The sequence below is a fragment of the Streptomyces sp. NPDC055632 genome, from assembly GCF_053618675.1.
On sequence record NZ_JBSHHY010000011.1, the window covers coordinates 78306 to 96888 of the forward strand.

An 18583-nucleotide genomic window follows, 5' to 3' on the forward strand; every position below is an offset into this window, starting at 1 on the left:
AGGGACGGTGAAAATCCCGCTCCCGTGCCCGTGTGCTGCCGTTGCCTCCTTGATACGGTTCCGGAATCGACTCGCGCGGACCGGTGATCCGGGAACGGGAGCGGAATGCGTCGCGCGGAATTCCCGCCCCGCCCCGGTCCGGGCCGGTCCTGACCGTCCGGAAGAACTCCGTGCCGCCGGAAGAACCCCGGTCCGCCCGGAAGAACCCCGGTCCGCCCGGAAGAACTGCGGTCGGCCCGGAAGGAATCCGGTCCGCCCGGAAGAAGGAGAGCGAGGATGACGGCGTGAACGAGGCGCGTGGTTCCGCTCTGCGGCCCCTGGCCCGGGTCCTCGCCGACGGGCGTGCCGAACCGGTGCTGCTGTTCGTCGAAGGCGCCGCCGGCACCGGGAAGAGCCATCTGCTCCAGGAACTCGCCGACCTGCCCGGGACGGCGGAGACGGTCCGCGTGCGGTGGCGGTGCGGGGCCGACGGCGGGCCGCCGGACGAGGACGCGCACCGGCGGGTGCCGACCCTGTGGCTGGTGGACGACGTCCACCGGGCGGACGAGGACGAGCTGCGGCGGCTGCGCCGGGTCCTGGAGGGCCTGGGGCCGGGCTCGGCGGCGGCCGTGGCCTACCGCCCCGAGGAACTTCCCGTGCCCGGACTGCCGTTGGGCGCCCCGCCGACGGCGTACCCGCCCCGGCTCACGGTGCTCCGGCACCGGCCGGAACCCTGGGACGAGGAACGCGTCCGGCGGGCCGCCGCGGAGGCGCTGGGCGGGAACTGCACGCCCGAGGCGGTGCGCAGGCTGTGCGAACTGACCGGCGGGGTGCCCCGGGTGGTCGTCGACCTCCTCGCCGTACTGGGGGAACGGCATCCGCCCTTCGCCGGTACGGCCGCGGAGGTGGAGGCGGCCGGGGTGCCGGCCCGCCTCGCGGAGCTGGTGCTGAGCCGCACGCACGCGCTGTCCCCGGCCCACCGGCCGGTGGTCTGGGCGGCCGCCGTCCTCGACGGGCCCGCCGGCCGCGACGAGCTGATCGCGGTCTCGGGGCTCGGCACCGCGACGGGAGGCGACGCGCTGCTGCGGGCCCTGGAGGTCGCGGCCCTGGCCGAGCCCGCCGAGGGCCGCTACGGCTTCGCCGTCCCGCTGGCCGCACCGGCCGTCCGCGCTTCCGTGCCCGGCCCCGTCCGCCAGGACCTGCACGGGCGGGCGGCGGACGCGCTGGGCCGCAGACAGCCCGTGCCCTGGGACGCCGTGGCCGAGCACCACAGGGCGGCCGGCGACACCCGCAGATGGCTCGGGGCAGTGGAGAGGGCGGCCGAGTCGGCGGCGGCGTCCGGCCGGCACGAGCAGGCCATCGTGCTCCTCGAACGGACGCTGGCCACCCCCGGCCTGCCCCCGCGCAGCCGGGCCCGCCTCGCACCGCTCCTCGCCCGCAGCGCGGTGACCGGGCTGCGCTCGGACCAGACCGTGGAGGTCCTCGCGCAGATCGTGCGGGACGCCTCCCTCCCCCCGGCCGTGCGCGGAGAACTGCGGCTTGACCTGGGGCTGATGCTGTGCAACCAGATGGGCCGGTTCCCCGAGGGCTGGCGGGTCCTGGAGACCGCCGCCGCCGAACTGCGCGAGGTCCGGCCCGGTCTGGCCGCGCGGGCCATGGCGGCGCTCCTCACCCCCTACTGGCCGGGCCACTCCATCGACGTCCACCGGGGCTGGCTGGCCGAGGCGGTGGCCGCCGCCGACGCCAGCGGGGACGACGCCATGCGCACGGCGGTCCTGGCCAACCGGATCGGGCTCGCCATGAGCTGCGCCGACCCGGAGGCGTGGGAACTGGTGAAGGAACTGCCCGTGGAGGGCACCGACCCCGCGTGCGCCCGGCAGGCGGCACGCGGCCTGTGCAACGCCGCGGACTCCGCGGTCTGGCTCGGCTTCCACACGAGGGCGGAGGACCTGCTGGCGGAAGGACGCGACCTGTCCGTACGGAACGGCGCGCCCTACACCGAACAGAGCGCGCTGGGAACGCGGCTGCTCCAGGAGTGGTGGACCGGCCGGTGGCCGGGCCTGGCCGAGCGGTGCGAGGAGTTCGTCGCTTCGACCGCCGACATGCCGTTCATCGCCTCCGACGCCTACGTCGTGCGCGGTCTGCTCGCGGTCGCCCAGGGCGACTGGGGGGAGGCGATGTCCTGGCTGTCCCAGCGGGGGACCTTCGGGACGGAGAAGCTGCCCGTGCCGCTGGGCGCGACGGCGGCCGGTGCCATGATCCGCCTCGCCCTGGCCCGCCAGGAGGTGGAGGCCGCGGCGGAACAGGCGCGCGCCGCCTGGGCGGTGGTGGCCGCGAAGGGCGTGTGGCCGTGGGCCGCGGAACTCGCGCCGTGGGCCGTGGAGGCGCTGGCGCGCGCGGGTGACGGGGCCGCGGCGCACACCGTGGTCCGGGACTTCTCCCGGGGCCTCGGCCGGGGCGACGCGCCCGCCGCCGGGGCCGCGCTGATCTGGAGCAGGGCCGTACTCGCCGAGACGGAGGCGCCGGACGGGGAGGGGAGGGCCGGGCTGCTGCGGGCCGCGGAGCTGTACCGGGAGGCCTCGGCGGCCTACGCGGAGCTGCCCCGCCCCTACACCCGCGCGCTGACCGCGGAGGGCGCCGCGCGCTGCGTGCTCGCGGCGGACGGAGAGCCGGACGGCGGGCCGGACGGCGGGCCGGACACCGGAGCGGACACCGGGCCGGACGAAGGACCCGGCACCGGGACGGACGCCGAGTCCGACACCGGTGCGGATGCCGGGAGGCGCACCGGGGCGGGCCCCGTTCCTGCCGCGGAGACCGAAGGCGCCGCCGCACCACCCGACCCGGCCCCCGACCGCCCCGCCACCCTGTCGGCCGTCGCCGAACTGGAATCCTGCGCCCGGAGCTTCACCGAGCTGGGGGCCGTCTGGGACGCGGCGCGGGCCAGGGCCCTGCTGCGCACCCGCCTGCCGGCGAAGAAGGGCCGGCCGCCCGGGCGCCCCTCGCACGCCGACGAGCTGTCCCCCCGGGAGACGGAGGTGGCCCAGCTCGCGGTCTCCGGCCTGACCAACCGGGAGATCGCCGCGACCCTCCACCTCTCCCCCCGGACGGTGGAGCAGCACATCGCCCGCGCCATGCGCAAGACCGGGGCGCTCTCCCGCCGCGACCTCGCCCACCGGCTGGGACGCACGCCCTGAGGCCCGTCCGGCGGATCGGGATCGGGCACCCCTAGGGGGTGCCCCGCCGGGACAGGAGGGGCCCGCGGTCCCGGAACGTTCCGTCGTGGGCCCAGGCGTCCACGGTCGCGGCCGTCCAGTCGAACACCCAGCCGGGACGCAGCCCGCGCGCTCCCCAGCCGTCCGGGCGCCGGCGGGGCAGCGGGAAGCCCGCCCTCTGCGCGGCGGCCGCCGTGTCGCAGGTCTCGCGCGCGATGCGGAGGGCGTCCGACCAGGTGTCGGCCGGGCCGGTGAAGACGTGCAGCCCGCACTGCTCGGGCCGTACGGAGTTCTTTATGGGGACATTGACCTGGAAGTAGACCTTGGTCATGGTGCCGTCTCCTCGGTTCCGCGCTTTCCCGTGCGGCGGGCCGGGCTCCCAGGGGCCCGTTCGACTTCCTGTCCGCTCGGCCGCCGGCCGGACCCCATCAACCTACGAACCGGCCCGGGCCCTGAATATCCGGAAACGGCGAATCACCTATACGTATCCCGTACGTATCGCGCGTATCCCGTCCCGTACGTATCCCTTCGCCGTACCGGGCGGCCGGCATCCCGGCATATGCCGATCGGATTCCGGCGAGGCGATCTCCGGTCGGCAGCGGCGCTCTCCGGTCGAACAGCGGCGCTCTCCGGTCAACAGGAGATCCGCGAATTCTGTTAAAAACTGCCCGACGCACGTGCCTTGAAGTTCATTCGATCGCTACGCAATAGTTCGGGCCACGGCGAGTTTCCCACTCCCCGTCAGGCAGGAACCGCCCTTCGTCGGTGCGTTTTTGGCGCATTCCGGCGATACACCCCCCATCGGGTTCCCGGCTGTCATCCGGAAGGAATCAACGTGCGTCACTCTCGTAAGTACCGCCTGGCCGCGCTCGGCATCGCGCTCTCGGCCTCGGCGGCCCTGGGGATCCAGACCGCGGCGCAGGCGCAGGGCACGGAGCCCGCCCCTCGCACGGAGCCCGCCCCCCGCTACCAGCCCGAGATGGTCAAGGCGTTGGCCGCCTCGCTCGGCGTGAGCGAGAAGGCCGCGGCCGACCGCCTGGACCGGCAGGACGTCCAGCAGGCCGTGCTCGCCCGGCTGGTGAAGAGCGGGATATCCGGCGACGGCGCCTTCTTCGACGCCTCCGGCACGCTGACCGTCAACGCCGGCGACACGGCGGAGGAGGCCAGGATCGAGAAGGCCGGCCTCGCCGCCCGGGTGCCCGCCCGGGGTCAGGCCGCGCTCGACGGGATCAAGGCCGAACTCGACGCCCTCGCCGCGAAGAAGGTCCCCTCCGGGGTCGTCGGATGGTCCGTGGACCTGGCCTCCGACAAGGTGACCGTCAAGGTCAACAACGAGCGGGGCGCCGCCGCCAGGGCCTTCCTCGCCGCGGCCGCGAAGCACGGCTCCGCCGTCGAGATCGTGCGGGGTCAGCGGGAGTTCGCGCCCCAGGCCGCGATCCACCCCGGCAGCAAGATGACGTTCAACAACACCAGCAACTACTGTTCCGTCGGCTACGGCGCCCGCGACAGCTCCGGCAAGCAGTACCTGGTGACCGCCGGACACTGCGTCACCAACACCCTGCGCTACGACGGGACGGCCTTCGCCCAGGGCTACAAGACCCGTTACGCGCTCGGCACCCGCAGCGTCGACATGGGCATCCTGACCGTCAACTCCGGTCACTCGATCGTCACCAGCGTCGGCACCTGGGGCCAGGGCAGCACCGGCACGGTCGCCGTCAAGGGCGGCAGCCGCGCCTCGTCCGGCGCCGCGATCTGCAAGTCCGGCGCCACCACCGGCTGGACCTGCGGCACGATCGGCTCCTACAACAACACCGTCACCTACAAGGACCTGAACGGCGGCCCCGACACGGTCGTCACCGGTCTGGCCACCTCCAGCGTCTGCACCGAGGGCGGCGACAGCGGCGGCGCGTACATCTCCGGCAACCAGGCCCAGGGCATGACCTCCGGCGGCCCGATCGGCCAGGAGTGCACCGGCGGGGTCAACTCCCGAGGCACCTCGCACTTCCAGCCGCTCGACGACGCCCTGCGCCACTACGGGCTGACGCTCAACACCAACTGAACACGTCCGTGACAGGACCGGCCGGGGGTCGCTCGCGCAACGAGGCGAGCGGCCCCCGGCCGCTCTCCGACGGAGCTCCGCGTCCCGCCCGTCCGTCGTCCCCGCCCGCTGGAAGACGCCATGCCGAACACCCCCCACACCGACGGCACGGACACGATGTTCGCGGCCGTGTTCAGAGAGGCCCTGCGGCGGCGGGGCCTGCCGCTGGACCGCGTGCGCGACCATCTGGAGTCGTGCGGGATCACCCTCAGCCTCGCCACCCTCAGCTACTGGCAGAGCGGCCGCAGCCTGCCGGAGAGGCCCCAGTCCCTGCGCGCCGTCGACGCCCTGGAGCCCTTCCTCGGCCTTCCGCGCGGCGCCCTGCGCTCACTGCTCAGGCGACGGCCGCGCGGCTGGGTCCCGCAGCACGACCCGGCCGCCGTCCGCGGCGTCTACGGCGAGAACTCCGACCTCGAAAAGGTCCTCGGCGACACCTTCCCGCACTTCAACGCCGGTCTGCGACGCCTGGTCGTCCACGAGTCGCTGCGCGTGAACGAGCACCGGCTCATCGACGAGATCCGCGTCACCGTCGCGGTCAGGGCCGTCCGCGACGACGCGCGGCACCTGACGGTCATCCACACCCTGGACTCGGCGGAGCCCGACGCGGTCGGCCTCACCGTCCCCCACGGGCCGCCCCCGAGCATCCGGTCGCAGCCGGAACCGAACTGCGTGGTCGCCGAGATCCCGCTCGGCCGCCGACTGGCCAGGAACGAGACCGCCGTCGTCGAGTACACGCTCCGCTCCGCCTCCACCGCGGGCGTCTCCCACCACTACGAACGCCGCGTCACCACCCCCCTGCGGACCTATCTGCTCCAGGTCCGCTTCCACCCCTCGGCGGTGCCGTCGACGTGCTGGCACTACTACCGCGCGCGACTCGGCGCCGAGCCCCGGAACCGGCAGCTCGCGCCCCTGGACGCCTCCCACACGGCGCACCTGCTGCCCATGAAGTGCCCGCCGGGCGCGTACGGCGTCGAATGGCGGTGGGCGGACTGAGGTCCGACGGACCCGGGGCCTGTCCGGGACCGTCACCGCAGCGCCTCCGGCGCGATACCCAGGCACGCCCGCAGCGCCTCCTCGCCCGCCGGGGTCACCTTCACGGCCCGCTCGGACCCGATCCGCACGCACCACCCGGCGTCGAGCGCGTGGCGGCAGAGCGCGGCGCCCGCGACCCCCGCGAGGTGCGGCCGGCGCTCGGTCCAGTCGAGGCAGCCGCGCGCGACGGGCCGCCGCCCCTTCCGCACCAGGGCGATGCCCTGCTCGCCGAACCACGCCAGGCCCCGGTCCGTGAGCGCGAACCCGGTGTCCTGCCGGAGGAGGCCCCGCGCCGTCAGCGCCTCCGCGATCGCGATGCCGAGCCGTCCGGCGAGGTGGTCGTAGCAGGTCCGGCCGCGCGCCATCGCCTCCCCCGCGCTCGCCTCCCGCAGCGAACGGGGCCGCGCCGGCGCCGGGGGACCGGACCGGGCGGCCAGGTCCTCGACGAGGTGCGCGATCCCGGGGTCGGCGAGCCGCACGTACCGGTGCCTGCCCTGCCGCTCCTCCGTGAGCAGCCCGCCCCCGACCAGCTTCCCGAGGTGCTCGCTCGCGGTGGACGGCGCCACCCCGGCGTGCCGGGCGAGCTCCCCGGCGGTCCAGGCCCGTCCGTCGAGCAGGGCGAGCAGGAACGCGGCGCGGCTCTCGTCCGCGAAGAGCGCCGCGAGCGCGGCGAGGTCACTGGCCGTCATGTCCCCAGACTGCCGCACTCACCCTTCGGCGCCGGCCGAACCGTCGCGCCCACCACCCCGCCGGTCCGTCCGGTCGGCCCGGTCCGTCCGCGAGGCGTACTGCGCGGCCAGGCCGTCGAGGAGCGCCCGCAGGCCCGTCTCGAAGGCGCCCTCGTCGACCTGCCGGCGGTGCTCCGCGAGGAGGTGGGCCTGCCCGAGGTGGGGGTACTCGGCGGGGTCGTACGCCGTCTCGTCGTCGACGAACCCGCGGGCGAAGGAGCCGAGGGCCGAGCCGGTGATGAAGTACCGCATCAGGGCGCCGATGTGCGTGGCCTGGGCCGGGGGCCAGCCCGCGCGGACCATCGCGCCGAAGACGGCGTCGGCGACCCGCAGACCGGCCGGCCGGCGGCCGGGCCCCCGGGCGAGGACCGGGACGATGTGCGGGTGGTCGGCGAGGGCGGCGCGGTAGGAGACCGCCCAGTCGTGCAGCGCCGTCCGCCAGTCGCGGGGGTCGTCCTCCGCGAACATCGACAGGTCGATCTTCGCGCTCACCGCGTCCGCGACGGCGTCGAGGATCTCGTCCTTGGTGCGGAAGTGGTTGTAGAGCGAGGGTCCGCTCACCCCGAGCTCGGCCGCGAGCCGCCGGGTGGAGAGCGCGGCGAGGCCCTCCGCGTCGACCAGCGCGCCCGCCGTCTCGACGATGCGGTCTCGGCTGAGCAGAGGCTTGCGCGGTCGGGCCATGGCGCACATAGTAGGCCTGCGCTTGTAAAACTAGCAGTGGTAATTAAAGTGACCGCGGTCGGACGGGTGAGGTGGCACGGTGGATCTGGCGCTGAGCGAGGAGCAGGAGGCCGTACGGCGGCTCGCCGAGGACTTCGTCGCACGTGAGGTGAGCCCGCACGCCACCGCGTGGGACCGCGCGGAGGAGGTGGACCGGGGGATCGTGAAGAAGCTCGGCGCCGTCGGCTTCCTCGGCCTCACGATCCCGGAGGAGTACGGCGGTTCGGGCGGCGACCACCTCGCGTACTGCCTGGTGACCGAGGAGCTGGGCCGCGGCGACTCCTCCGTGCGTGGCATCGTCTCCGTCTCGCTCGGCCTGGTCGCCAAGACGATCGCCTCGTGGGGGAGCGAGGAGCAGAAGCGGGCGTGGCTGCCCCGGCTCGCGGCCGGCGAGGCGCTCGGCTGCTTCGGCCTCACCGAGCCGGGCACCGGATCCGACGCCGGGAACCTGGCCACCCGGGCCGTCCGGGACGGCGACGACTACGTCGTCAGCGGCACCAAGATGTTCATCACCAACGGCACCTGGGCCGACGTGGTGCTGCTCTTCGCCCGGACGAACGACGCCCCCGGGCACAAGGGCGTCTCCGCCTTCCTCGTCCCCGCCGACAGCCCCGGCCTCACCCGCCGCCCCGTCCACGGCAAGCTCGGGCTGCGCGGCCAGGCCACCGCCGAACTGGTCCTGGAGGACGTCCGGGTCCCGGCCGCCGCCATGCTCGGCCCCGAGGGCAAGGGCTTCGCCGTCGCCATGTCCGCCCTCGCCAAGGGGCGCATGTCGGTGGCCGCCGGATGCGTCGGCATCGCCCAGGCCGCCCTCGACGCGGCCCTGCGGTACGCGGGGGAGCGCGAGCAGTTCGGAAAGCCGATCGCCTCGTACCAGCTGGTGCAGGAGCTGATCAGCGACGTCTCCGTGGACGTGGAGGCCGCCCGGCTGCTCACCTGGCGGGTCGCCGACCTGATCGACCGCGGCCGGGACTTCGCCACCGCCGCCTCCCAGGCGAAGCTGTACGCCTCCGAAGCCGCCGTCCGCGCCGCCAACAACGCCCTCCAGGTCTTCGGCGGCTACGGCTACATCGACGAGTACCCGGTCGGCAAGCTGGTCCGCGACGCGCGCGTGATGACCCTGTACGAGGGCACCAGCCAGATCCAGAAGCTGATCATCGGCCGGGCGCTGACGGGGGTCTCGGCCTTCTGAGGCCCTGAGTCCTTCCGAGCCCCTGAGTCCTTCCGAGCGCCTGAGCCCTTCCGAGCCCCTGAGTACGGGGGATGAGGGGGAGTGAGTACGCGGACGGATGTGGCGGGGACCACATCCGTCCGATGCTGTCCGGCATGAGCGACACACCGGTCAAGCAGCAGAACACCGCCGCCTACTACATGCAGGCCGTCATCTCCTTCGGGATCGCGATCGCGGCCGTGTCCATCGGGGTCTACCAGCTCGACGCCAGCGCCTGGGTGCGCGCCTTCCTCGCGGTCTCGGTCCTCTACCTCACGACCTCGGCCTTCACCCTCGCCAAGGTCGTCCGCGACCGGCAGGAGGCCGGCCAGATCGTCAGCCGCGTCGACCAGGCCCGCCTGGAGAAGCTCCTCGCCGAACACGACCCCTTCCAGAAGCTCTGAACGGGCTCCACCGCACGGCCGGAAAGGCTTGACAGCCGATCCGGCCGTGGGCGGTGATGGGGTCGCCGACGGCTTCGAGGGGGATGGTGTGGATCTGGGTTCGGTGATCATCGCGGTGGCCGGCGTGGCCGGCACGCTGGGGGGAACGTTCTTCACCCAGCGGGCCTCCGAGCGCGCGAGGCGGCGGGAGATGGTCCTGCTCCGGGACCAGGAGGAGGTGCGCGAGAACCTGCTCCTCCGGCGCACCTGCTACGTGGAGTTCAACCGGGCGGCGCGCCAGTTCACCACGGCGCTCAACAAGCACCTGCACGTCATGCGGGAGCGGGCCGTCGAGGAGTCCGACACGGAGGCCCTCGAACAGGCGAAGGCGGACCACCGCGACCGGCACTCCGAGGCGCAGATGATCGGCCCCGACGCCGTGCTCGCCCGGATGAGCTCGGTCAACCGGGCCCTCAGCGGGGTCTACGGCCAGGTCAAGCGCCTCGAACGGGGAGCGCCCGGGCCCGGCGAGACGATGGCCACCGCCGCCCGGGACCAGGCGGAGGTCTGGAACCTGCTCCGGGCCATGAGGGCCGCGATGCGCCACGACCTCGGCGTCACCTCCGAGGCTCCCGAACCGATCGCGGCGGCGGAACCGGACGGACGGCCGGGACGACGGCTCCAGGGTCTGTCCGGCGGATCGGGGCCGGGTCCGTCGGACAGGCTCTAAGCGCTTGCTCACCCTCGTTGTATGGTGGTCCGTGCTGACGGGGACCGAAGAGGAGTGTGGGATGAGCGCGGCGGAGGAGACGCCCGGGGGCGAGGACATGCCCTGGGGCGAGGTCACGCCCGAGGCGGCGCGGCGGTTGCTGGTGGCCGCCGTCGAGGCGTTCGCCGAGCGCGGCTACCACGCCACCACCACCCGGGACATCGCCGGCCGCGCCGGGATGAGCCCGGCCGCGCTCTACATCCACTACAAGACCAAGGAAGAGCTGCTCCACCGGATCAGCCGGATCGGCCACGACAAGGCCCTGGAGATCCTCCGGGCCGCCGCCGACGGCGGGGGCACGGCGGCCGGGCGGCTCGCCGACGCCGTCCACTCCTTCGTCCGCTGGCACGCCGAGCGCCACACCACCGCCCGCGTCGTCCAGTACGAGCTGGACGCCCTCGGCCCCGAGCACCGCGCAGAGATCGTGGAGCTGCGCCGCGAGTCCGACGCGGCCGTGCGCAGGATCATCGACGAGGGCGTGGCGGCCGGGGAGTTCGACGTCCCCGACGTGGCCGGCACCACGGTCGCCGTGCTGTCCCTCTGCATCGACGTCTCGCGCTGGTTCAACACCCAGGGCCGCCGGACCCCCGACGAGGTCGGCGCGCTCTACGCCGACCTCGTCCTCAGGATGGTCGGCGCTCAGAAGTAGTAGCGGGAGACCGACTCGGCGACGCAGACCGGCTTCTCGGAGCCCTCGCGCTCCACGGTCACCGCCGCCGTCACCTGCACGCCGCCCGCGACCTCCTCGACCTTCGCCAGGACGGCCGTGGCGCGCAGCCGCGAGCCGACCGGCACGGGGGCCGGGAAGCGCACCTTCTCCGTGCCGTAGTTGATGCCCATCCTCACGCCCTCGACCGCCAGGACCTGCGGGACGAACACCGGCAGCAGCGACAGCGTCAGATAGCCGTGCGCGATGGTGGTGCCGAACGGCCCGGCGGCGGCGCGCTCCGGGTCGACGTGGATCCACTGGTGGTCGCCGGTGGCCTCCGCGAAGAGGTCGATCCGCTTCTGGTCGACCTCCAGCCAGTCGCTGTGTCCCAGCTGCTCGCCGACCCCCGCGCGCAGCTCCTCGGCGGAGGTGAAGATCCTCGGCTCGGCCATGTCCCTGCTCCCTCTCGTCCTGCCGTCCCCGGGCGCCCCGCACGCTCCGGTCGCGCTGTCCAAGCGCTTGCTCAGCATTGTGGTGCGGGCGGACCGCTGTCAACGCCCGACCGGACGCAGGGACGGTTACCGTAGGGTCGCGGGGTGCCGCAGATTCCAGAGAAGATTCACGAGCTCACCGTCGGCCAGCTCTCCGCCCGCAGCGGGGCCGCCGTCTCCGCCCTGCACTTCTACGAGGCCAAGGGGCTCATCAGCAGCCGCCGCACCAGCGGGAACCAGCGCCGCTACGGCCGCGACACCCTCCGCCGGGTCGCCTTCGTCCGGGCCGCGCAGCGGGTCGGGATCCCCCTGGCCACCATCCGCGAGGCGCTCGCCCGGCTCCCCGAGGAGCGTACGCCCACCAACGAGGACTGGGCCCGCCTCTCGGCGGCCTGGCGCACCGAACTCGACGAGCGCATCAAGCAGCTCGGCCGCCTCCGCGACCACCTGACGGACTGCATCGGCTGCGGCTGTCTCTCCCTGGAGACCTGTGTCCTGTCCAACCCCGACGACGCCTTCGGCGAGCGGATGGCGGGCTCCCGCCTCCTCCCGGTGCGCCGCCCGGCCCCGGAGGACGACGGGGCGTAGGAGCCGTACGGCGGGTGCGCGCGTCCACCGCGTGCCTGCCCCCGTGCTCACCCCCTGCTCACCGCGCGCGAAGCCCCCGGGCATCCGGCGCCCGTCCCGCGCGGGGACGGGTCCGCCCGGACGCGTGTACGGGGCGCCGCGGGGCCCTTCGGCCCCGGCGCCCCGAGAAGTCACGCGGCCGACGCCAGCCGTCGGCTCCCGTCGGACCGGGCCCGGGCCAGCACGCCCGAGGTGAGCACCGCGCGCGGGACGCCCACGCCGCAGTCGGCGCACACCGGGCCGTGCCACGGCTCGTACCGGTCGCCGGGGCCCGCCCACTCGATCCTGGGCCCCGCGCACACCGGGCACGCCTCGCCCGGGCCGCGCTCCAGGGCCGTGATCAGCCGCCGCAGCACCTCCGGCAGCGGGTCCGACGGATGCAGCCCGGGATCGCCGCACCGGACCACGCCGTTGCCGCCCCAGACCCGCCGGTGCCAGTCGTCGAGCGCGCCGAGCCGGCGCAGCCCCTCGTGCTTCTCGCGCCGCCGCCGGGCGGCGAACTCCTCCTCGTACGCGAGCCACACGGCCCGCGCCTCCTCCAGTTCGTCGAGCGCCGCCACGAGCCGTCCCGGGTCGAGCTCCCGGTCCTCCGGTCCGAACCTGTGCCTGCGGCACAGGTGGTCCCAGGTCGCGCGGTGCCCGTACGGGGCGAACCGCTCCAGGCACTTGCGCAGGGAGTACCTGCGCAGCGCCGTGTCGCACCCCGGATCGCGCACCTGTCTCGCGAGACTCCGGAAACCGGCCATCTCCCGCCACCTCCGTCGCTGGTCCTTCCGCGGTATCAGAGGGACGAACGGGAAGCCGTCTGTGTTCCATCGAAATGCGGATGGCAGCCATCAGCGGGACGGAAGGGGCCCGTGGGACGGGGCGGAACCACCGCGTCCGGCAGGTCGCCCCGGCTCAGCGCCCCGTCCCCGACGCCGACACCACCACCCGGGCCAGCTCCGGACGGCAGAGGTCGTCGTGCGAGCGGACCACCTCCGCCGTGTCCACGTTCACGCAGCCCGCCCCCGGCACCCCCGTGCGCAGGACCGCCGCCAGGCTCCGCGCCACCGTCCCCGGCACCGCCCGCACCCCGTCGTGCCCGATCGCCCCCCAGCGCGGATCGTCCGCACCGGCCGGGCCCGGGTCTTCCGAGGGCCGCGACGCCATCGGGTACAGCACCCCGAGCGCCGCGTCGTGCCGCGAGTGGCAGGCCACCAGCGGTCCCCTGATCCGGTGCTGGAGGTCCCGCAGCTCCCCGGCCCGCTCGGGCGCGTGCGGCAGCCGCGCCGCGAACGCGTAGTGCGAGAAGGAGCCCTGAAGGAGCGTCACGGAGGCGACCGGCCGGGCCCCGGCGGGCAGCCCCCGCAGCGCGTGCGCGACGAGCCGGGCGCCCGCGCCGTGCCCGACGAGGTGGACGCGGAGCCCGGGGGCGGCGCGGGCGACCTCGCCGAGCAGCGGCCCGAGCCCCTGCTCCCCGACGTGCCCGGCCCGCCGCCCGAGCACGTGGTACGCGGTCTGCCGCAGCGCCTCCCGGGCCCCCCGCCGGTACCGCTCCGGGCCCTCCGGGAGATCCGGGTCCAGGGCGTCGGCGAACCGGCCGCACACCTCCACCGGGTCCGCGACCAGGAACGCCGGCACCGACCCCTCGGCGTCCGCCGCGTCCGCCAACTCCCGCAGCAGCGAACCGAACTCCGCGAACTCCGCCTCCTCCGCCGGCCCCGAGGCGAGGAGACCGGTGAGCCGTTCCAGGACCGGTTCCTTCTCCGGGAGGACCGTCGCGAGGGCCCGGTGGTCGCGGCCCGGCTCGCCCGTGCACACCGCCGAGGGCCAGACCACCCCCGCGTACCCGGCCTCGGCCCCCGGGGCGAGCAGCCCGGGGAAGGGGGCGAAGAAGTCCGAGCAGAGCCGGGTCGCGCCGGACGGCGAACCGTTTCGCCCGTGCGCGAGGAGGAACAGGTCGGAGACCCCCTGCCGGGCCAGCGCGGCGAGCGCCGACGCCTGCCCCGGCGGACCGTCGCCGTCCTGGTCGAAGCAGATCTCCCGGTACGGCTCCACACTCATCCCGGCCACGGCACGACCGTCCCTCCGCATCGAGGGGGCCGCGGCACCGAGTGCGCCCCGTGCGCGGGCGGCGGCTCCACGGCCAGCATGCCCGCGCACGGGCCCGTCCAGACCCTCGGCGGGGGTTCAGCGCAGCCGGGCCGCCGAGATCCGGGGGAAGTGGATCAGCAGGTCGTACGAGGCGGAGAGCCGACCGGGCACGGTGTCGCCCGGCCAGGGGTACGCGGTCCCGATGTTCCGGTCCGGCCGGGACGTCCCGAGCCATTCGCGCGCCGCCGGGGTCGTCCGCCTCATGTCCAGGTAGAACGGCCCGGAGGCGACCCGGTCCAGGGTGTGGGCGCCGCTGTCCGGCCCGAGCGGGCCGACGGTGAAGACCCGCAGGGGCTCGCCCGGCGCCCCGGTGTCGTGAGCGTGGAAGGACCCCCGCCCGAAGGAGGCGCCCACGCTCACGTAGTCCCGGCCGAGCGCGTCCCGCAGGAAGGCGCCCTGGAGCCGCGGGTACTGCTCCGGGCTGGGCGTCACGTACCCCACGTGCCCGTTGTGCGCGGAGAGCACCATCCGGTGTCCGGTCCTGCGCTGCCACCACACGGTGTTCTCCGCCATGACCCGGTCGCGGTACAGCATCGCCGCCGCGACCCCCTCGGGGGTCGCGAAGTCGTGGGCGTACTCGGTGCCGACCTGGGCGATCGCGCGCGCGTGCCGCACGGCCCAGGCGTGCGCCTCCCGTGCCCCGGCGCCCCCGCCCGGCCGCTGCCGCTCCAGGAGGGCGAGGGCCCGGTTCACGTCGTCGGCCATCCGCCGCCGCTCGGCGAGCGGCCGGCCCAGGTACCCCTTCATCCACTCCTCGACCCCGCCCGTGGGCCGCGACTCCCGGTACAGCTCCCGGAAGCGGGGCAGGAGCGCCGGACGGGTGCGGGAGACGTACGAGGTGACGGCGTCGAAGAGGTTCGGGCCCGCGTACCCGAGGTCGTTGCCCATGAAGCGGATCGGGCGGTCGGGGTGGAGCCGGTTGTACTCCCGCATCCAGCGGAACAGGTCGAGGTACTCCCCGGTGTTCCAGAGGCGGTACGACTCCTGGAACTCGTCCCGCATGATCGCCTCGATGTCGCCCCGGCCGGTGCGCACCCACGCGTCGATCAGGAGCCCGGTGGACCAGTTGGCCTCCAGGGCGAAGGTGGTGAACCCCTTCTCCTCCACCAGGTGTTCGAAGATCCGGTGCTTGGCGGTGAAGAACTCCGCCGAGCTGTGGGTGGCCTCGCCGATGCCGACGACCGTGGCGGAGCCGATCATCCGGTCGAGCGGCCGCAGATCGGCCAGGGGGTGCGCGGAGCGGGCGAGTTCGCGCGCCGGGTCGGCGACGGCCGCCGGAGCGCTGGTGCCCGGGGGAGCCGCGCCGGCCGGCGCCGGGGCGAGGCCGCCGAGACAGACGGCGAGCAGCAGCCCGGCGACGGAAAGCCGGCGCCGTAAGGAGGACTTCGGGAGGGTGACGGTACGCATGGGACCAGCGTGGTCGGCGGGACGCCGTCGGGACATCCCGCCCGCCCCCTTCCCCGGCCTCCCGCCCGCCCCCTCGGGACACGGGGGACACCCCCCCTTCCCGGGGCGGCCCTCAGCGGTACAGCAGGTACTCCTTCCGCACCGCCCGGAAGGCCTTCAGGTCCGCCTGCCACGCCCCGACGACCTCGTCCGTGTCCGCGCCCGCGTCGATCAGGGTCCGCACCCGGGTCGAGCCGGTCAGCTTGTCGATCCAGTTGTCCGGCCGCCAGGCGAAGCCGGACCACGAACGGCGGGCGGTGACCAGGAGCCCGATCCCGGTCCGTACCGGGTCGAAGGACTCCCGGTCGTGGACGTGGAGCTGCACCCCGCCCACCGTCTTCCCCTGGAACTTGGAGAAGGTCGGCGCGAAGTAGGCCTCGCGGAAGCGGACCCCGGGCAGGCCGAGCGCGTTCGCCGCCTCCGCCCACCGGCGGTCGACCCCCTCGGCGCCGAGGAGTTCGAAGGGGCGGGTGGTGCCCCGGCCCTCGGAGAGGTTCGTGCCCTCGAAGAGGCAGGTGCCGGAGTAGACGAGCGCGGTCTCCGGCGTCGGCATGTTCGGGCTCGGCGGCACCCAGGGCAGCCCCGTGGCGTCGAAGAAGTCCGACCGCCGCCACCCCGACATCCGCACGGTCTCCAGGGCGACGGGCGCGGCCAGGAACTCGCCGTTGAAGAGCAGCGCCAGCTCGGCCACCGTCATGCCGTGCGCCTGCGCGATCGGCTCGCGCCCGACGAAGGTGGCGAACGCCCGGTCCAGGACGGGCCCGAGCGCCGCGCGCCCGGTCACCGGGTTCGGCCGGTCCAGGACCACGAACCGCTTCCCGGCGAGGGCGGCGGCCTCCATGCAGTCGTACAGCGTCCAGATGTAGGTGTAGAAGCGCGCGCCGGCGTCCTGGATGTCGAAGACGACCGTGTCCACGCCGGAGGCGGTGAAGACGTCCGCGAGCGGCCGCCCGCTCTTCAGATACGTGTCGTAGACGGGCAGTCCGGTCGCCGGGTCGTCGTACCGGCCCTCCGAGCCGCCCGCCTGGGCGGTGCCCCGGAAGCCGTGCTCGGGGCCGAAGACGGCGATCAGGTCCACCCGCTCGTCGGCGTGCATCACGTCCACGAGGTGGCGGGCGTCCGGGGTCACGCCGGTCGGGTTGGTGACGACGCCGACCCGCTGCCCGGCGAGCGGCGCGTACCCGTCCGCCGCGAGCCGCTCGAAGCCGGTGCGCACCCGGTGCCGTCCGTTCTCCCGCCCCGGAGCCCCCGTCTCCCGGCCCGGTGTCCCGGCGGTGGCGGGGTGCGCGGTCGCCGCCACCGCCCCCAGGGCGCCTCCGGCGGCCAGCAGACTCCGTCGCGACAGACCCATGCGCGAACCTCCTCGATCGCGGCCCCGGCCGGGGCACATGACATGGGCACGCACGCTAGCGCTCCCGACCGCCCGGGGGAACGAGGCGTGCGGAGGGGTCCTCCTCCCGCCGACCCTTCCCTCTCCGCATACCGACCGGTTAGTCTGCCGAGGTCGTCGTCCCGGGGAGACCGGACGGACCGGAGAGTCGCGGAGAGGTGGGTCCATACATGGGCGCGGACACGGGCACGGGTGCGGACACGGGTGCCGGTACGAGTACGGGCGCGCGCGCCGGTGCCGGCACGGGCGCCGGGGCGGACCTCCGGGGCGCCGGGGTCGTCGTCACCGGCGCGGGCGGCGGCATCGGAGCCGCCCTCGCCCGCCGCTTCGCCGCCGAGGGCGCCCGCGTCGTCGTCAACGACCTGGACGCCGACCGTACCGGGGCGGTCGCCGCCGAGATCGGCGGCATCGCCGTCCCCGGCGACGCCTCCGCCGTCGTCGACGAGGCCCGCGCGGCCCTCGGCGGAACCGTCGACGTCTGGTGCGCCAACGCCGGCCTGTCCTCGCCCGGCGACGCCTTCGCCGACGAGGACGTCTGGGCCGCCGCCTGGGACGTCAACGTCATGGCCCACGTCCGCGCGGCGCGCGCCCTGCTCCCGGAGTGGCTGGAGCGCGGCAGCGGCCGCTTCGTCTCCACCGTCTCCGCCGCCGGACTCCTCACCATGATCGGCGCGGCGCCGTACAGCGTCTCCAAGCACGGCGCGTACGCCTTCGCCGAGTGGCTCTCCCTCACCTACCGGCACCGCGGCCTCTCCGTGCACGCCATCTGCCCGCAGGGCGTCCGCACGGACATGCTGACCGCCGCCGGGAGCGCGGGCGAGCTGGTCCTCGCCCCCACCGCCATCGAGCCCGAGGACGTCGCGGACGCCCTGATCGACGCCGTCGCGGCCGACCGCTTCCTCGTGCTGCCCCACCCCGAGGTCGCCGGCTACTACCGCAACCGGGCCACCGACCCCGAGCGCTGGCTCGGCACCATGAACCACGTCCAGCGGACCTGGGAGACGGGCGCCGGTCGGCCGTAGTCCCCGGCGGATGGGAAGATCTGTCCGGCGGGAACTCGTTCCCCTGACCGAAAACGATCACGAAGAAGCATGAAGGAAGGCGGCGGAGCATGGCCAGGACGACGGACGGGAGCGGTACCCCCGTCCCCCAGAGGCTCCTCGCCGCCGCCACCCGGCTCTTCGCGGAGCGGGGCTACGACCGCACCTCCGTCCAGGAGATCGTCGAGGCCGCCGGGGTCACCAAGGGCGCCCTCTACCACTACTTCGGCTCCAAGGAGGACCTCCTCCAGGAGGTCTACTCCCGGGTCCTGCGCCTCCAGCAGGAGCGGCTCGACGCCTTCGCCGACGCCGACGCGCCCGTGGAGGAGCGGCTGCGCGACGCCGCCGCCGACGTCGTCGTCACCACCATCGAGAACCTCGACGACGCCTCGATCTTCTTCCGCTCCATGCACCACCTGAGCCCGGAGAAGAACAAGCGGGTGCGGGCCGAGCGCCGCCGCTACCACGAGCGGTTCCGGGCCCTGATCGAGGAGGGCCAGAAGGCCGGGGTGTTCTCCTCCGCGACCCCCGCCGACCTGGTGGTCGACTACCACTTCGGCTCCGTGCACCACCTGTCCACCTGGTACCGCCCGGACGGCCCCCTCAGCCCCCAGCAGGTCGCCGGCCACCTCGCCGACCTGCTGCTCCGGGCCCTGCGCCCCTGACCGCACCC

General features: G+C 74.6%; 18 protein-coding genes. 10 read left to right on the plus strand and 8 right to left on the minus strand.

The features are described from left to right. The first annotated feature begins 284 nt into the window (after positions 1-284). Positions 285-3173 (plus strand): LuxR C-terminal-related transcriptional regulator, encoded by a 2889-nt coding sequence (locus ACWGSR_RS16765; protein WP_453567144.1) that lies wholly within the window; start codon positions 285-287, stop codon positions 3171-3173. A gap of 31 nt (positions 3174-3204) precedes the next feature. Here ACWGSR_RS16765 and ACWGSR_RS16770 read toward each other — a convergent pair whose 3' ends face one another. After that, positions 3205-3522 carry a hypothetical protein gene (locus ACWGSR_RS16770; protein ID WP_376235083.1) on the minus strand — a complete coding sequence of 106 codons (318 nt, stop codon included), beginning with the start codon at positions 3520-3522 and terminating at the stop codon, positions 3205-3207. Between the two features lie 504 nt (positions 3523-4026). On the opposite strand from ACWGSR_RS16770, the gene ACWGSR_RS16775 reads away from it, so the two are divergent. Next, positions 4027-5250: a S1 family peptidase gene (locus ACWGSR_RS16775; RefSeq protein ID WP_453567146.1), complete on the plus strand. Its 1224-nt coding sequence runs from the start codon at positions 4027-4029 to the stop codon at positions 5248-5250. A 120-nt stretch (positions 5251-5370) separates the two neighbouring features. Further along, entirely contained in the window at positions 5371-6282 is a 912-nt protein-coding gene (locus tag ACWGSR_RS16780) for a hypothetical protein (protein ID WP_376235079.1), read from the plus strand. A gap of 32 nt (positions 6283-6314) precedes the next feature. Here the strand turns inward: ACWGSR_RS16780 and ACWGSR_RS16785 are convergent, their stop codons facing one another. Together ACWGSR_RS16785 and ACWGSR_RS16790 are read right to left on the minus strand one after the other, a co-directional pair. Beyond that, entirely contained in the window at positions 6315-7010 is a 696-nt protein-coding gene (locus tag ACWGSR_RS16785; protein WP_383320171.1) for an ArsR/SmtB family transcription factor, read from the minus strand. Between the two features lie 18 nt (positions 7011-7028). Beyond that, complete coding sequence (locus ACWGSR_RS16790) at positions 7029-7730, minus strand: TetR/AcrR family transcriptional regulator (protein ID WP_453567149.1); 702 nt, start codon at positions 7728-7730, stop codon at positions 7029-7031. Between the two features lie 79 nt (positions 7731-7809). On the opposite strand from ACWGSR_RS16790, the gene ACWGSR_RS16795 reads away from it, so the two are divergent. The 4 genes from ACWGSR_RS16795 to ACWGSR_RS16810 all read left to right on the plus strand — a co-directional run bounded on the left by ACWGSR_RS16795 (position 7810) and on the right by ACWGSR_RS16810 (position 10780). Further along, positions 7810-8961: an acyl-CoA dehydrogenase family protein gene (locus tag ACWGSR_RS16795; RefSeq protein WP_453567151.1), complete on the plus strand. Its 1152-nt coding sequence runs from the start codon at positions 7810-7812 to the stop codon at positions 8959-8961. A gap of 134 nt (positions 8962-9095) precedes the next feature. Then, positions 9096-9383, plus strand: coding sequence for a YiaA/YiaB family inner membrane protein (locus ACWGSR_RS16800; protein WP_351973625.1), 288 nt, complete (start codon positions 9096-9098; stop codon positions 9381-9383). An 88-nt stretch (positions 9384-9471) separates the two neighbouring features. After that, entirely contained in the window at positions 9472-10092 is a 621-nt protein-coding gene (locus tag ACWGSR_RS16805) for a hypothetical protein (protein ID WP_376235072.1), read from the plus strand. A 61-nt stretch (positions 10093-10153) separates the two neighbouring features. Next, positions 10154-10780: a TetR/AcrR family transcriptional regulator gene (locus tag ACWGSR_RS16810; protein ID WP_376235070.1), complete on the plus strand. Its 627-nt coding sequence runs from the start codon at positions 10154-10156 to the stop codon at positions 10778-10780. On the opposite strand, the gene ACWGSR_RS16815 is transcribed toward ACWGSR_RS16810, so the two are convergent. Continuing rightward, positions 10771-11232: a MaoC family dehydratase gene (locus tag ACWGSR_RS16815; protein ID WP_376235067.1), complete on the minus strand. Its 462-nt coding sequence runs from the start codon at positions 11230-11232 to the stop codon at positions 10771-10773. The two genes, ACWGSR_RS16810 and ACWGSR_RS16815, sit on opposite strands and share 10 nt — an antisense overlap. A 144-nt stretch (positions 11233-11376) precedes the next feature. On the opposite strand from ACWGSR_RS16815, the gene soxR reads away from it, so the two are divergent. Next, positions 11377-11859, plus strand: coding sequence for a redox-sensitive transcriptional activator SoxR (gene soxR, locus ACWGSR_RS16820; RefSeq protein ID WP_376235064.1), 483 nt, complete (start codon positions 11377-11379; stop codon positions 11857-11859). A gap of 170 nt (positions 11860-12029) precedes the next feature. Here soxR and ACWGSR_RS16825 read toward each other — a convergent pair whose 3' ends face one another. The 4 genes from ACWGSR_RS16825 to ACWGSR_RS16840 all read right to left on the minus strand — a co-directional run bounded on the left by ACWGSR_RS16825 (position 12030) and on the right by ACWGSR_RS16840 (position 16831). Continuing rightward, complete coding sequence (locus tag ACWGSR_RS16825) at positions 12030-12644, minus strand: hypothetical protein (RefSeq protein WP_376235062.1); 615 nt, start codon at positions 12642-12644, stop codon at positions 12030-12032. Positions 12645-12798: 154 nt separating this feature from the next. Continuing rightward, entirely contained in the window at positions 12799-13944 is a 1146-nt protein-coding gene (locus tag ACWGSR_RS16830; protein ID WP_453567252.1) for a serine-threonine protein kinase, read from the minus strand. 126 nt (positions 13945-14070) lie between these two features. After that, complete coding sequence (locus ACWGSR_RS16835) at positions 14071-15441, minus strand: erythromycin esterase family protein (protein WP_453567155.1); 1371 nt, start codon at positions 15439-15441, stop codon at positions 14071-14073. Positions 15442-15553: 112 nt separating this feature from the next. Further along, complete coding sequence (locus ACWGSR_RS16840) at positions 15554-16831, minus strand: exo-beta-N-acetylmuramidase NamZ family protein (protein ID WP_453567157.1); 1278 nt, start codon at positions 16829-16831, stop codon at positions 15554-15556. Positions 16832-17040: 209 nt separating this feature from the next. On the opposite strand from ACWGSR_RS16840, the gene ACWGSR_RS16845 reads away from it, so the two are divergent. Beyond that, positions 17041-17892 (plus strand): SDR family oxidoreductase, encoded by an 852-nt coding sequence (locus ACWGSR_RS16845; protein ID WP_376235052.1) that lies wholly within the window; start codon positions 17041-17043, stop codon positions 17890-17892. A gap of 89 nt (positions 17893-17981) precedes the next feature. Next, positions 17982-18575: a TetR/AcrR family transcriptional regulator gene (locus ACWGSR_RS16850; protein WP_376235049.1), complete on the plus strand. Its 594-nt coding sequence runs from the start codon at positions 17982-17984 to the stop codon at positions 18573-18575. Positions 18576-18583 lie beyond the last annotated feature (8 nt).

Excerpts from the sequence above, each read along its gene's own strand:
- ACWGSR_RS16830 (WP_453567252.1), bottom strand. The coding sequence starts at position 13,944 with ATGAGTGTGGAGCCGTACCGGGAGATCTGCTTCGACCAGGACGGCGAC.
- ACWGSR_RS16780 (WP_376235079.1), top strand. The coding sequence starts at position 5,371 with ATGCCGAACACCCCCCACACCGACGGCACGGACACGATGTTCGCGGCC.
- ACWGSR_RS16810 (WP_376235070.1), top strand. The coding sequence starts at position 10,154 with ATGAGCGCGGCGGAGGAGACGCCCGGGGGCGAGGACATGCCCTGGGGC.
- ACWGSR_RS16845 (WP_376235052.1), top strand. The coding sequence starts at position 17,041 with ATGGGCGCGGACACGGGCACGGGTGCGGACACGGGTGCCGGTACGAGT.
- ACWGSR_RS16800 (WP_351973625.1), top strand. The coding sequence starts at position 9,096 with ATGAGCGACACACCGGTCAAGCAGCAGAACACCGCCGCCTACTACATG.
- ACWGSR_RS16790 (WP_453567149.1), bottom strand. The coding sequence starts at position 7,730 with ATGGCCCGACCGCGCAAGCCTCTGCTCAGCCGAGACCGCATCGTCGAG.
- ACWGSR_RS16770 (WP_376235083.1), bottom strand. The coding sequence starts at position 3,522 with ATGACCAAGGTCTACTTCCAGGTCAATGTCCCCATAAAGAACTCCGTA.
- ACWGSR_RS16815 (WP_376235067.1), bottom strand. The coding sequence starts at position 11,232 with ATGGCCGAGCCGAGGATCTTCACCTCCGCCGAGGAGCTGCGCGCGGGG.
- ACWGSR_RS16835 (WP_453567155.1), bottom strand. The coding sequence starts at position 15,441 with ATGCGTACCGTCACCCTCCCGAAGTCCTCCTTACGGCGCCGGCTTTCC.
- ACWGSR_RS16850 (WP_376235049.1), top strand. The coding sequence starts at position 17,982 with ATGGCCAGGACGACGGACGGGAGCGGTACCCCCGTCCCCCAGAGGCTC.
- ACWGSR_RS16785 (WP_383320171.1), bottom strand. The coding sequence starts at position 7,010 with ATGACGGCCAGTGACCTCGCCGCGCTCGCGGCGCTCTTCGCGGACGAG.
- ACWGSR_RS16840 (WP_453567157.1), bottom strand. The coding sequence starts at position 16,831 with ATGGGTCTGTCGCGACGGAGTCTGCTGGCCGCCGGAGGCGCCCTGGGG.
- ACWGSR_RS16825 (WP_376235062.1), bottom strand. The coding sequence starts at position 12,644 with ATGGCCGGTTTCCGGAGTCTCGCGAGACAGGTGCGCGATCCGGGGTGC.